This window comes from Mycobacterium szulgai, assembly GCF_002116635.1.
Taxonomy (GTDB): Bacteria; Actinomycetota; Actinomycetes; order Mycobacteriales; family Mycobacteriaceae; genus Mycobacterium; species Mycobacterium szulgai.
In genome coordinates this window covers 32436-46559 of sequence record NZ_LQPW01000106.1, presented here as the reverse complement: position 1 = coordinate 46559, position 14124 = coordinate 32436, and the positions used below count along the sequence as shown (strand labels likewise).

Genomic DNA, 14124 nt, shown 5'->3' with positions numbered 1-14124 from the left:
TCCCTGTCACCTTCGGCCCCGGCGTTCGGTCGTCAGCGTAATGGCCCCCAGGCGGCAAACCGCCAGCTTTGACCGCGCACTGACCGCGGGGGAGACAGAATGGCTGCGGTCAGACCCGCGATTGGACGAAAGCGGCACACTATGAAACCCACAGCCCCCGTGGCAGTCTCCGTGACACTGGCCGCGGTGGCGTTGGCGGCTCACGCGCGCGCGGATTCCTACGAGTCCTTCCAGGAGCCGTCGGGGAACATCTACTGTGGCATCGGGATGTCGAATACCACCGCCTTCGCCGACTGCGAGATTCGCGACCACACCTGGGTGGCGCCGCCGCGCCCGACGCCTTGCATGGGCGCCTGGGGGGATCGCTTCACCTTGCGCCAGGGAGCCCCGGCTCATATGTCCTGTCACAGCGACACCGTGCAGGGCCCCGGATTTCCGGTGCTGCAGTACGGCCAGGCCCAGTCGGTCGGCTCGATAACCTGCCAGAGTCAACCGTCCGGTGTTACCTGCACCGATACCGGCACCGGCCATTATTTCCGTGTTGCGCGCGATAATTACGAGCTGCATTGACGGCGACTCGCACCAAGAGAACAGGTGACGACATGAATCGAGACAGCGCCCATCCGCGACGGTTGCGGGTGTCCGCTCTTGCGGCAGTGGCCAACCCGTCTTACACGCGCATCGATACCTGGAATCAGCTTGACGACGCCTGCCGTCATCTCGCCGAGGTCGACCTCGCCGGCTTGGACAAGACCCACGACCTGGCCAAGGTGAAACGCCTGATGGACCGCATCGGGGCGTACGAGCGCTATTGGCTGTACCCCGGGGCCGAGAACCTGGCGATCTTCCGCGCCCACTTGGATAGCCTGTCCACGGTGCGGCTCACCGAAGAGGTGTCGTTGGCGGTGCGGCTGCTGTCCGAATACGGCGATCGCACAGCGCTGTTCGACACTTCGGCCCCGCTGGCCGACCAGGAGCTGGTGGCTCAGGCCAAGCAGCAGCAGTTCTACACCGTGCTGCTGGCCGACGACGCGCCGCCCACCGCCCCGGAGAGCCTGGTCGAGTGCCTGCGCGAGTTGCGTAATCCGGCCGACGACATCCAGTTCGAGATCCTGGTGGCCCCCAGCGTCGAGGACGCCATCACCGCGGTGGCGCTCAACGGTGAGATCCAGGCCGCGATCATTCGTCACGACCTGCCGCTGCGATCCCGGGACCGGGTGCCGCTGATGAACACCCTGCTCGGGCACAATGATGAGGCTCAGGTGTCCGACCGTGCGCACGACTGGATCGAATGCGGCGAATGGATCCGAGAGCTGCGGCCGCACATCGACCTCTACTTGCTCACCGACGAGTCGATCGCCGCGGGCAACGACGACGACCCCGACGTCTACGACCGCACCTTCTATCGCCTCAACGACGTCACCGACCTGCACAGCACGGTGATCGCCGGCCTTCGAAACCGTTTTTCCACACCTTTTTTCGACGCCCTGCGCGCCTACGCGGCCGCGCCGGTGGGCCAATTCCACGCCCTTCCCGTCGCGCGCGGCGCCAGCATCTTCAACTCGAAGTCGTTGCAGGACATGGGCGAGTTCTACGGCCGCAACATCTTCATGGCCGAAACCTCAACCACCTCAGGCGGATTGGACTCGCTGCTGGACCCGCACGGCAACATCAAGAAGGCGATGGACAAGGCCGCGGTGACCTGGAACGCCAACCACACCTACTTCGTCACCAACGGGACATCAACGGCCAACAAGATCGTCGTTCAGTCGCTGACGCGGCCCGGCGACATCGTGCTCATCGACCGCAACTGCCACAAATCGCACCACTATGGCCTGGTGCTGGCCGGCGCGTACCCGCGCTATCTGGAGTCCTACCCGCTACCGCAGTTCGCGATCTACGGGGCGGTGCCGCTATCCACGATCAAGAAGGCGCTATTGGATCTCGAGGCGGCCGGGCAGCTGGACAAAGTGCGGATGTTGTTGCTCACCAACTGCATTTTCGACGGTGTCGTCTACAACCCCCGGCGGGTGATGGAGGAGGTGCTGGCTATCAAGCCGGACATCTGCTTCCTGTGGGACGAGGCCTGGTACGCCTTCGCCACCGCCGTGCCGTGGGCCCGGCAGCGCACCGCCATGGTGTCGGCCGAGCGCCTCGAGCAGATGCTGGCGTCGCCGGAATACGCTGCGGAATACCGGGATTGGCGCGAGTCGATGGAGGGGATTCCCCGCTCGGAGTGGGTCAACCACCGGCTACTGCCGGATCCCGAACAAGCGCGGGTGCGGGTGTATGCCACGCATTCCACCCACAAGTCTTTGTCGGCTTTCCGGCAGGCGTCGATGATTCATGTGCGCGACCAGGATTTCAACGCCCGCGCTCGCGATGCCTTCGGTGAGGCGTTCCTGACGCACACCTCCACGTCGCCGAACCAGCAACTGCTCGCCTCGCTGGACCTGGCCCGCCGGCAGGTCGACATCGAGGGCTTCCAACTGGTCCGGCAGGTCTACGACATGGCACTGGTGTTTCGGCACCGGGTCCGCAAGGACCGGCTGATCAGCAAGTGGTTCCGCATCCTCGACGAGTCCGACCTGGTGCCCGAGGAGTATCGGGCGTCCGCTGTCAGCTCCTATCGTCAGGTCCGGCAAGGCGCGCTGGACGAGTGGAATGAGGCCTGGCGATCCGATCAATTCGTGCTGGATCCGACCCGGGTCACGCTGTTCCTCGGCAACACCGGTATGAACGGGTACGACTTTCGCGAGAAGATCCTGATGGACCGGTTCGGCATTCAGATCAACAAGACGTCGATCAACAGCGTGCTGCTGATCTTCACCATCGGGGTCACCTGGTCAAGCGTGCATCATCTGCTCGACGTGCTGCGGCGGGTGGCCACCGACTTCGACCGGGAAAAGCAGGCGGCCAGCGCGGCCGACTGGGCGCTGCATCAGCGCCGCGTCGAGGAGATCACCGAGGACCTGCCGCACCTGCCGGACTTCAGCGAGTTCGATGTGGCCTTCCGTCCCGACGACAACAGCGTGTACGGCGACACCCGGACCGCTTTCTACGCCGGATACGAGGAGAAGGACCGCGAATACGTGTTGATCGGCACGGCCGGGCGACGCATTGCCGAGGGAAAGACGTTGGTATCCACCACGTTCGTGGTGCCCTACCCGCCGGGCTTCCCGGTGCTGGTGCCGGGTCAGGTGGTTTCCAAGGAGATCATCTACTTCCTGGCCCAGCTCGACGTCAAAGAGATCCACGGGTACAACCACGAACTCGGATTATCGGTGTTCACCCAGGAAGCACTGAAGCGAATGGAGGCGGCCCGCAACGCCGTCGCCGCAGCGGCCGGCGACGCGCTGCCGGACTTTGAGGTACCAGCCGACGCGTTGGCATTGGCCGGCAACGGCGTGGTGGGGGTTACAGCCGAGGATTCGTGAAGCCTGGCGTCAGGGGCAAGTAAGAGGCTGGTAACGGGCTAGGACACCCCGTTGGCGCCGGCCTCGCCGAACAACTGTCCGCCGCTGCCGCCGGCACCGCCGGCCCCAGCGGCGCCGGACGCCAGGCCACCGGTCCCGCCACGCCCGCCGTGTCCGCCGTGCCCGCCATCGCCGATCAGCCGGCTGCTGCCACCGTTGCCGCCGATCCCGCCGTCCCCGCCGAAATCGAAGCCGTCACTGCCGGCCCCGCCGGCCCCGCCGGCGCCGCCGGCGCCGTACAGCCAGCCGCCGTTACCGCCGGCGCCGCCGTTGCCTCCGAGTCCGCCGATCGGGCCGAATTGGCGGCCAGCGCCACCGAGCCCGCCGACACCGCCGTTTCCGATCAGGCCCGCGTTGCCGCCCGCCCCACGTGGTTGGAAAAGACAGCCGCGATCGTCGCCGACACTTCATCAGCACCCGCGGCCAGCACCCGTGCGGTGGGAGCCGCCGCCGCAGCGTTGGCCACCGCAAGTGCCGAACCGATGCCGGCGAAGTCGGTTGCCGTCACCGTCAACGCCTCCGGTACCGCCACCACAAACGACATCGCTACCTCTGGGCTACCTCTGGGCTACCTCTGCGCTATTTCTGGCTAGCGTTGGGCTGTCTCTGGTCACGTCAGCGTTGCACCGTCGCCTGGCGCGTCAGGACATGGTATCCGCGTCATCGGCCCCGCCCCGGCGTTTTGCCCGAGAGTCGGCGGGGGAGTTCATGGCATCGCTTGTGCCCAGGCGATGTGCCCGTCGAGCCCCTGCGATGCCGCCAGCTCGCGGTAGCGATCGCGCAGAGTTGCGTAGGTTGCGGCCTCGCCCTGCGCCCGTGCGTGCAGCGCGCTCAGTCGCAGGATCAGGATGTCGCGCACACCCAGACCGTTGTCGGTGGGTACTGCCGCCAGCCGCTCGATCATGGTGCGGGCTTCGGCCACGTCGTCCTCGCCCCCGCGTTCGAGCAGCGTGTCCACCAGCACGCCGATTGCCGGCACCGCCCAGGCCAGCAGTTGTCCGTCGGGGGTCAGCTTCTCGACGGCGGCGCGCATCAACGGTATGGCCCCGTCGAGATCTCCGCCGCGAGCCAGCTCCCGCGCCAGGTAGACATTCACCAGCGGTAATTCACCCAGGTTGTGTCCGCGGCGCTGGAAGGTTTCGGCGACCTCGGTCAAAACCGCTTGTCCGCGTTGACGTTCCGCCTCGGTCGGTCGTTCGGCCAACGCGACACCCAGCGTCATCCGCGCGAACGCCAACGCAAGGTCGTCGCTGGATCGTTCGGCAATCTGCAGGGCATCTTCGATCTCGCGCAACGCGTCATCGTCGGCCTTCAAGGCTCCAGCCGGTATGCCCATGAAATAGACGTAGCTGACCACCGTGGCGTAGGACATGTGGTCGGCGCGGCGGGCCATGCTCAGGGCGTGCTGCAAGTCATCGCGCCAGTCTGACTGGCCCAGCCAATACCGGGCGATTGCGCGGGTGGTGAGGGCAAGGGCCAACGGCGAGCCGAAGATGACTTTGCCTTTGGATGGATTGCCGTCGGCCAGCTCGATGACCCGCTGTGACCACCGCAGCGTGTCACCCCACTCGTTGTTCATAGCTTTGGCGTAGATGCCCGCGAAGGACAGCCCGACCGTCAAGTTCGGATCGCCGATCGACTCGATGAGCGCCATGGCTTCGGACCCCAGCCGGGCGGCTTCGCGTGTTCGGGCCTGATACGCGTGATGCATCACCAGCCCTGACATGCCGATGGCAAGCGACGGCTTGTCCGCGGCGGTGGTGCACAACTGGCGCAATTCGTCGAGCCGAGCGCCGGCGACGTCCGCGCGGGCGACAAAGGCCAGCCCGCACAGCATCGTTCGCGGGGCAATGCGGATCGCTGCCAGGTTTGGATGTTCGATGGGCAAGGCGTCGGCGATCCGGATGGCGCGTTCCCAGCTCAATCGCGCCGCGGTGATGTCGCGCCTGGCCGCCCACGCCGCGGCGCGCATGTGCCAGCCGTAGGCAACCTCCAAATCACCGGCGACCTCGAGATGCTCGGCGATCAGCGCAGCGTTCTGATCGGCCAATTGTGGCTCGCGTGCTTCAATCGCCGAAGCGAGCCGCCGATGCATCGCGGCGCGATCGGATTTCAGTTGTGATTCGTAGGCCACCGCGTGAATCAGGTTGTGCCGGAACGCATATTCGGCGCGGGGAGTGAACCGCACCTGGTCGACGAGCTCCGCGGCAACCAGCTCTTCGACCGATGCGTCGATGCCGAGGCTGCTCAGCAGATCGGCGCTGAAACGAGGCCCGATGACCGCCGCCGCGCTAAGGGTTTGCTTGGCCGCGGGACCCAGCCGGTCGATGCGCGCGGCGATGGTCGCCTGCACTGTGGCCGGCACACGTATCTCGGCGACGTCGGTGTTGCAGGTGTAGCTGCCACGCTGGCCCACCAGCACGCCACGTTCGGCGAACTCGCGGATGATCTCCTCGGCGAAAAACGGGTTGCCGGCCGCATGCTCGGTGATGATCGCGCCGATCTGGTCCACCGACGGATCCGTCCCCAGCAGCTCAGCGACCAGCATCGAGGTCTCCGAATCACTAAGTGCCGTCAAAGCAATCGTCTGTGCGTCGGCCACGCGCCCCAGCGCTCCCTGATAGTCGGGACGATAGGTCACCAGCACCATCGAGCGGGTCTGCGGGATCACTGCGAACAAGTCAACCAGGAGCGATTCGCTCACCTCGTCGATCCAATGCGCATCCTCGACCACAAAGACCGCGGGTTCGCGGCGGGCCAGCTGGGCCGCGTTGATCAGCGCGGTCAACCGCCGCCGCCGCGCATCGGGGTCGATCTTGGGCAGCTGCACTCCGGGCTGCGCTATGCCGAGCAATTCGTCCAGCAGCAGCAGATCCTGCGGGTCGGCGTCTGGGACCTGCGCGCGCAGCTGCGCGCGCGCCGCCTCATCGTCGAGACCCCGCAAATGACCGAAGGCGCGCAACAGGCGTGCCAGGACCCGGAACGAGACGTCGGTGGCGTGCGATTCGCAGAAGGTGGTGAACACCTCGACGCCGCGACTTTTGGCCAGCTGCATGCCCTCTCGGACGAGCCGGGTCTTGCCGACGCCGGCCGGCCCCGCCACCGAAACCACCGACCCGCGTCCACCGATCGAGCGATCCAGCATCGCGGTCAACGCCGACACTTCCCACTCGCGACCCACCAGCCTCGAATACGAGCCACCGGACCCCTCGAGCCGACCGGGCACGCTCAGCAGCTGGCGCGCCGGCACCCCCTCATCGTTGCCCTTGATGCGCACCAGTTGCGGCTCGCCCAGCACCGCGGCGCCCTCGACCAGCCGCGCCGTCGACTCACTGAGCATCACCGCCCCGGGCGGCGCAACCGACTCCATCCGCTGAGCCATCCCGACCTGCACGCCAATTGCGGTGTAACGCAACCCAGCTGAACCGATCTTGCCGGCGACCACCTGGCCGGAGTTGAGACCCACCCGCAACCGCAGATCGACGCCGTCGCGACGAGCGATGTCGACGGCAAGGTCCTTGGCCTGATCCTGAACACCGAGCGCCGTCAGGCACGCCCGTAGCGCGTGATCTTCCAAAGCGGTCGGGGCGCCGAACACGGCCATGATGCCGTCACCGGTGAACTGGTCGAGGGTGCCGCCGTAGCGCTGCACCACCGCCGCCGAGCGCGTGACGAGTTCGGCCATGATCTCGCGCCATCGCTCGGGACCCACGGCCATCGCCATGTCCATCGAGCGCACCACGTCCGCGAACAGCACGGTGACCTGTTTGTACTCGGCCGGTGTGTCGTTCTGGCTAATTGGTGAGCCACAACCGTGGCAAAACCGGGCATTCTCAACTGGTTCGATCCCACAGGTGCGACACACGAGTACAGCTGTCATCCACCCCTCCGCCGATCCGGCCCCAACGTCTCAGCCGTTCCCAGAATAATGGCCGCGGCGGGGTAGTCGGGCAGTTCGACGGCGTCGGCGGTGGTGAACCATTTGCGCTCGGCCCACGACCGAAACGGCCAGCGCTGCATGTACTTCATCACCAGCGCCGTGATGCGGATATCCGTCGCGGATTTCGGGACATAGCCGTCGATGCCGTTGGGTAGCCGCTGGCATCTGTCGACGTACGGCCGCATCACCTGCTGATAGCGCTGTAGCGCGACCGAGAGCGGCGCGCTGGAAAGCTCGCCGGCCAATACATACGCTCCGACCAGCGCCAGGCTAGTGCCCATGCCGCTCAGCGGCGACGCGCAATAGCCGGCATCACCGACCAGCGTGACCCGTCCAGACGACCAGTCGTCCATATGGACCTGGGCGAACATGTCGAAGTAGAAGTCGTCGGCCTGGCGGGCGGCGGCCACCAGGGCTTCGCAGTGCCAGCCGGCACCGGCGAAGCGGGCGGCCAGCAGGTCACGCTGGGCGTCCAGGTCACCGCGGTCGTACTGCAGTGGTTCGGACCGAAATGCGAGGCCCGCCTTAGCGATCGCCGGATCGTGCGACGGGCGCAGCGACGCGTTCAGGCCGCCCGGGGCCTGGTACATCAGGAACCAGCCGTCGAGGCCGACGGCGTCGGGAGCGGTGAACCAGGCGTGGTAGCCGCCCAGTGGTCGGACGAACTCTTCTTCGGGCCCAAAGACCAGCCGGCGCACAGCCGAATGGGGTCCGTCGGCCCCTACGACAAGATCGGCGCGCATCGTCGTGCCGTCGGACAGCGTCGCCAGCACACCGTCTTCCGACTGCGACAACTCGGTGATGCGGGTGCTGAACCGGTAGTCCACCTCAGCGGCGGTGGCCTGATACAGCACGTCGGCCAGGTCGCCGCGCAAGATCTCGAGTTGGCTGACCACGCCGTTGCCATGGAATGCGGTAACGGGCATCTCCGCCGTCCGTCCTCCGTCCTCGCGCACCCAGGCGATGCCGCGCTGATCCACGCTGCGCTCGCGCATCCGGTCCAGCAGCCCCATCCGCTCGACGATCACCCGCCCCGCGCCACGCAGGTCCACGGTTTGGCCGCCGGTCCGGATGCCGTCGGCGAGCTCGAGCACCACCACCTGATATCCGCTGCGGTTGAGCCAGAACGCCAGAGCGGGCCCGGCAATGCCTGCGCCGCTGATCAGAACGGTGGGGGCGGGCATGCGGCACAGCCTAATGTCCCTCGATCGGGGGACATTGGGTCCTCCCGCCGGAGGGACCGAAATGCGCCCATCCGTGGGATACCAGTCGCCCTGCGACACCGGCACCATGGGATTCGACAAAAATAATCAATCAATTGATTCGGAAGGGTGATGAAGATGGAACAACAGGGTCCGTCTCGGCAGAGGGAGACGGCCCATTGCGAGATCTCGTTCATCCTCGGCGACCTCGCCGGGTAAGAATCTGACTGAATTTGCCTATGTAGTCAGTGCTTAATGCTGTCGGCGGGATTCCCCAATCAGTGGGGAGCCCGCCGATAGTCATCTGAGCACCTTGTCGGGCTCACAGCAGCCCGAGCGCGCGATAGGTGTTGCGGACGAACCGCGGCTGTGCGGTCCGCAGCCTCGCCAGCGCCGGGTTGCCGGCGACCGCCTCGGCCGCATTCACCGATAGGTCCGGACAGAACTGAATCAGGTACAGCAGGATCAGGTCGGCGGACGGGTCGGCCTGCCACCACGTCCCATACGCCCCCGGCCAGCTGAACGTTCCGACACCGCCCGGGCCGAACAGCGGGGCCGACTTCGCCGGATCGGTGACCACCGACAGGTTCAAGCCGAACCCGCGGCCGACCCAGAACGGCGATCCAAGAAAGTCATGCCGCTTGTGTTCGTCGGTCAGCCGGTCAGTGCGCATCAGCCGAACCGACTCCGGCGACAAGACCTGAACACCGTCGACTGACCCGTCGCCGAGCAGCATGCGCACGAACCGCAGATAGTCGTCGGCAGTCGACCACAAGCCGCCGCCGGCATTGCAGAATGCCGGCGGCTTGACGTGCGGTGGACCCATCACGTCGTGACGCAACCGGTCGTGCTCGTCGTGGCGGTACATGGTCGCGGCACGGCTGCGGGCCTCGGGCCGCACGAAGAATGCGGTGTCGACCATCCCCGCCGGACCCAGCACCCGCTCGTCGAGAACCTGGTGGAACGGTTTGCCTTCGACGCGGGAAAGGATGATCCCCAGCACGTCGATCGCGTGACTGTAGGTCACCCGATCGCCGGGTTGATGCACCAGCGGCAGGGCGGCAAGCTCGGCGAGCCAAACGTCCGAACCGTCGTCGAACGGCAGCCGCATGTAGGCCTGCGAGATCGGCCCCGACACCGAAAAGCCGTAGGCCAATCCGCTGGTGTGGGTGAGTAGGTCCTCGAGCAGGATCGCGCGCCGCAACGGATGGGTGCGGTCCAGCGGTCCGCGCGGGTCATTGAGCACGGGTGCCTCTGCCAGCTCGGGGACCCAGCGTGCGATCGGATCATGCAGCGCCAGCTTGCCCTCGTCGACCAGGCTCATCGCGGCCGCGACCGTGACCGGCTTGGTCATCGAAGCGATCCGGAAGATGGTGTCCCGTGTCATCGGCAGACCCGCGTCCACGTCGCGGTAGCCGATCTCGTTGATCTGCAGGATTTCTCCGCGCTGCCAGACCACCGTCAGGGCGCCCGCGAGCAGGCCGGCATCGCACACCTCGCGAATTGATGTCTGATTGCCGTCGAGATTCACCCGGTTCAGGTTAGCTGCCTGCAAGAAACGCTTTCTCGGGCACCGGCCGCGTGTTACTGTCTCGCTCTCCGGCGAATGTGATCTGGGGAACATGCTGTGGGAGCAACGGCATGCAGTTAGCGGTGTTCGTTGCTGGTGAACCAGGGTGCGGGTGGGTAGTCACCGAGACCCGCGACCATGGATGTGGGCTGGCTAGCCGGTTCCGTCCATGCCGACGATGCGGGCGGCGCCCAGCTGCCTATACCTCCGGTTGGATAACTCAGCAAAGGCTGGCCATGAATGGCTTGATCTCACAAGTGCACACCTCCCACCGACGAATGTCATACCAAACCCAGACCAGGGGAGCCGTCGCGATCGTGTTTGCGGCGGCGCTTATCGCAACGGTCATTTCAGGTTGCGGGCAGAAGTCGACGACTGGAACTTCCGGGAGTTCGCAGACCGGGACTTCTGGGTCCGCAGCGGCGAGCTCGACCTCGGCGACCTCGGGCGCGCCGTCGGGGCAGGCCGCGCAGACCCTGCAGGACAGCTCGAAGGCGACCAAGGGTCTGCATTCCATTCACGTCAATCTGCAGACCACCAACATCACCACACTCCCGATGGAGAGTGTCAACGCCGACGTCACCAACCAGCCCGAGGGCAATGGACAGGCCGTCGGCGACGCCATGATCAGGTTGCAGCCGCAGACCCCCGCGGTGTCCAAGCAGTTCCTGGTCACCAACAAGACCATGTACACCAAGAACGAGTCCGGGGCTTACACCTCGGTGGGGCCCGCGGTGAAGATCTACGACCCGGGGGTGGTTCTCGATCGGGACAAAGGCTTGGGGGCCGTCATCGGCAAAGTCCAGAATCCGCAGGCTGCCGGAAGCGAGACGATCGACGGCGTGGCGACGGTGAAAGTGACCGGGACCATTGACGCGGCAGTGGTCGATCCCTTGGTGCCGCAGATCGGCAAGGGCGGGGGAACGCTCCCGATCACCTTGTACGTCGCCGATGTGAAGGCCGGGGGCTCCACGCCCACGCAGCCTTATCTGGTGCGGATGGTCCTCGACAAGGACCAGGGGCACGTCACGATCACCCTGTCGAATTGGGGTGCGCCGGTGACGATCCCGAACCCGACACCTTAGTAGGTACTGCAACGCGCAAGCGTGAGAAGCCGATTGGGAACCGGCCCGCAAGGCCGTTGGTCTGCGGGCCGGTTCTCGTCGAAAATCCTTTGAGAATTCTCCAAGGCCGTGGCCCCAACATCGGTGCAGCCGATCAGACCTGGAGGAAACACGAATGCCTAACGACCTCCCTGAAGTTCAGGAGCGTGGTGGCCTACCTTTGGCAGGCCCGCGCCCTGGCCCGCCCCCGGGCAGGCCGCCCGTGCTGTCGGACGTGTGGGTCTACAAAGGGCGTGCCTACGACCTAAGTGATTGGATCGCAAAGCATCCCGGTGGCGCCTTCTTCATCGGGCGAACCAAGAACCGTGACATCACCGCGATCATCCAGTCGTATCACAAGGACCCGGCCAAGGTTGAGCGGATTCTGCAGCAGCGGTATGCGCTGGGCCGCGACGCCACTCCCCGCGACATTCACCCGAAACACAATGCGCCGCCGTTCCTTTTCAAGGACGGCTTCAACAGTTGGCGCGACACCCCGCAGTACGCCTTCGACGACGACAGCGATCTGATGCACCGGGTCAAGGCCCGGCTGGCCGAACCCGCCCTGGCCGCGCGGATCAAGCGGATGGACCGGCTTTTCAACATCGTGGTCGTGCTGCTTGCCTGCGCCTATGTCGCGGTTCAGGGCGTGCGGTTGGCCGAACCGCGGTGGATGCCGTTGTGGGCCTTCGTGATTGCGATGGTGCTGCTGCGCAGCTCGCTGGTCGGATATGGCCACTACGCATTGCATCGCGCGCAGCGTGGCCTCAACCGGGCCTTGGCCAACGCCTTCGATCTGAACTACATCGCGCTGGCGCTGGTGGTCGCCGATGGACACACCTTGCTGCACCACCCCTATACCCAAAGCGACGTGGACATCAAGAAGAACGTGTTCACGATGATGATGCGGCTGCCGCGGCTGTATCGGATTCCCGTCCATACCCTGCACAAGTTCGGCCATCTGTTGACCGGCATGACCATCCGGCTCGCCGACGTATGGAACATGACGCGCAAGGTAGGCGTCGAACAGGGCTACGGAAGCTGGCGCAACGCGTTTCCACACTTCCTCGGGTCTTCCGGGGTGCGCCTGCTGCTGCTCGGTGAACTGGTCGTCTTCGCGCTCGCCGGCGACTTCTGGGCCTGGGCACTGCAATTCGTCGTGACACTGTGGGTCAGCACGTTCCTGGTCGTGGCAAGCCACGAATTCGAGGACCCGGATGACTCAGAGCCGCCGTTCACAAATGGGCCGGCGCTCACCGACGACTGGGGGATAGACCAAGTCGAGCACGCCAATGACCTGACCGTCATCGGCAACCGCTATGTCGACTGCTTCTTGTCCGCGGGCCTGAGTTCGCACCGGGTCCATCACGTGCTGCCGTTCCAGCGCAGCGGTTTCGCCAACATCGTCACCGAGGACGTGCTGCGCGAAGAAGCGGCGAAGTTCGGTGTCGAGTGGCTTCCGGCGAAGAGTTTCCTCACCGACCGGCTGCCCAAGCTGTGCCGAACCTACCTGTTGGCGCCCTCCCGCCAGGCCGAAGATCTGAAGTGGGGCTTCATCCGCGAGCACTTGTCGCCCGCGGCCCTCAAAGCCAGTGCCGGCTACGTGGTTTCGGGCTTCGCCGGAATCGGGTCGGTATGAGCACCACAGCCGAGGGCGGCGCCCCGCAAGTCGACCCTCTCGTTGATCTTGCCCAGCTGCCGCCGGCACCGCCGACCACGGTCGCGGTGATCGAAAGCATCGCGACCGGTACGCCGCCCGAGGCGGTCAAGCAGTCCGACGCCGCCGTCCGGGTTGCCGGTTATTTCACCAATCCCGAACAGCACGAACGAGTTTCCCGGATTTACCAGAAGACGATGATCGACACCCGCCGAATGGCGGTCGACCCGCTCGACGCAGGCTTCGATGCGTTCCGCCGGCAACCCGCCACCATCCGGGAGCGGATGGAGCTGTTCTACCGGCATGCGGTTCCGCTGGCGGTCGAGGTGAGCGGTCGTGCGCTGGCCGGGGTTCCGCACCGAGTCGACGAGATCGGGATGCTGGTGTTCGTCACCAGTACCGGATTCATCGCTCCGGGCGTGGATGCCGCGATCGTCAAGCAGCTCGGGCTGTCCCGATCAATTTCGCGGGTCGTGGTCAACTTCATGGGATGCGCGGCCGCCATGAACGCCATCCGCACGGCCACCAACTACGTGCGGTCCCACCCGGCGATGAAGGCCCTGGTGGTGTGCATCGAATTGTGTTCGGTGAACGCTGTTTTCGCCGACGACATCAACGACGTCGTGATCCACAGCCTGTTCGGTGACGGCTGCGCGGCGGTGGTGATCGGCGCCAGCCAGGTCCACGAGAAACTCGAGCCCGGCAAAGTGGTGATCCGCAGTAGTTTCAGCCAGCTGCTCGACGACGCCGAAGACGGCATCGTGCTGGGCATCAACCACAACGGCATCACCTGCGAGCTCTCCGAGAACCTGCCGAACTACATCTATGCCGGTGTCGAACCGGTGATCGCCGAGATGTTGCGGGACAACGGGTTAGCCAAATCCGACATCGATCTATGGGCTATCCATCCGGGCGGCCCCAAGATCATCGAGGAGTCGGCGCGCTCGCTGGCCATTCCCTCCCACCTGGCGGCACCCAGCTGGGAGGTGCTGGCCCGGTTCGGCAACATGCTGAGCGTGTCGCTGCTCTTCGTACTGGAAATGATGGTGCAGCAGGCGGATTCGGCTCTCACCAAGCCCATCCGCACGGGCGTGGCGTTCGCGTTCGCGCCCGGCGTCACTATCGAGGGCATGCTGTTCGACATCATCTACCGGTGAACAGGAGTCATCGTGTCTT

General features: G+C 65.5%; 8 protein-coding genes and 1 pseudogene. 5 read left to right on the top strand and 4 right to left on the bottom strand.

Annotated elements, in window-relative coordinates; translation table 11 throughout:
- Nucleotides 1-159: 159 nt before the first annotated feature.
- Together AWC27_RS15095 and AWC27_RS15090 are read left to right on the top strand one after the other, a co-directional pair.
- The gene (locus AWC27_RS15095) at nucleotides 160-570 is read left to right on the top strand and encodes a DUF6636 domain-containing protein (protein WP_085671220.1); all 411 of its coding nucleotides are present in this window, start codon (nucleotides 160-162) and stop codon (nucleotides 568-570) included.
- Nucleotides 571-602: 32 nt separating this feature from the next.
- Nucleotides 603-3437 carry an aminotransferase class I/II-fold pyridoxal phosphate-dependent enzyme gene (locus AWC27_RS15090; RefSeq protein ID WP_085671219.1) on the top strand — a complete coding sequence of 945 codons (2835 nt, stop codon included), beginning with the start codon at nucleotides 603-605 and terminating at the stop codon, nucleotides 3435-3437.
- A gap of 47 nt (nucleotides 3438-3484) precedes the next feature.
- On the opposite strand, the pseudogene AWC27_RS32785 reads toward AWC27_RS15090, so the two are convergent.
- The 4 genes and pseudogenes from AWC27_RS32785 to AWC27_RS15070 form a co-directional block, all read right to left on the bottom strand.
- Nucleotides 3485-4020: pseudogene (locus tag AWC27_RS32785) on the bottom strand (PE family protein); the annotation flags it as partial.
- 162 nt (nucleotides 4021-4182) lie between these two features.
- On the bottom strand, nucleotides 4183-7356 hold the full coding sequence (locus AWC27_RS15080) for an ATP-binding protein (RefSeq protein WP_085671218.1): 3174 nt from the start codon (nucleotides 7354-7356) through the stop codon (nucleotides 4183-4185).
- A complete protein-coding gene (locus AWC27_RS15075) occupies nucleotides 7353-8600 on the bottom strand; it encodes an FAD-dependent monooxygenase (protein ID WP_085671217.1) in 1248 nt (415 codons plus the stop codon). The genes AWC27_RS15080 and AWC27_RS15075 overlap by 4 nt, the downstream gene beginning before the upstream one ends.
- A gap of 340 nt (nucleotides 8601-8940) precedes the next feature.
- Nucleotides 8941-10149 (bottom strand): serine hydrolase domain-containing protein, encoded by a 1209-nt coding sequence (locus tag AWC27_RS15070; protein ID WP_085671216.1) that lies wholly within the window; start codon nucleotides 10147-10149, stop codon nucleotides 8941-8943.
- Between the two features lie 275 nt (nucleotides 10150-10424).
- Between AWC27_RS15070 and AWC27_RS15065 the strand changes: the two genes are divergently transcribed.
- The 3 genes from AWC27_RS15065 (at nucleotide 10425) to AWC27_RS15055 (ending at nucleotide 14105) form a co-directional block, all read left to right on the top strand.
- Nucleotides 10425-11273 carry an LppX_LprAFG lipoprotein gene (locus AWC27_RS15065; protein WP_085671215.1) on the top strand — a complete coding sequence of 283 codons (849 nt, stop codon included), beginning with the start codon at nucleotides 10425-10427 and terminating at the stop codon, nucleotides 11271-11273.
- Nucleotides 11274-11427: 154 nt separating this feature from the next.
- A complete protein-coding gene (locus AWC27_RS15060) occupies nucleotides 11428-12930 on the top strand; it encodes a fatty acid desaturase (RefSeq protein WP_139837017.1) in 1503 nt (500 codons plus the stop codon).
- Entirely contained in the window at nucleotides 12927-14105 is a 1179-nt protein-coding gene (locus AWC27_RS15055; RefSeq protein ID WP_085671214.1) for a type III polyketide synthase, read from the top strand. Before AWC27_RS15060 ends, AWC27_RS15055 begins: the two co-directional genes overlap by 4 nt.
- Nucleotides 14106-14124 lie beyond the last annotated feature (19 nt).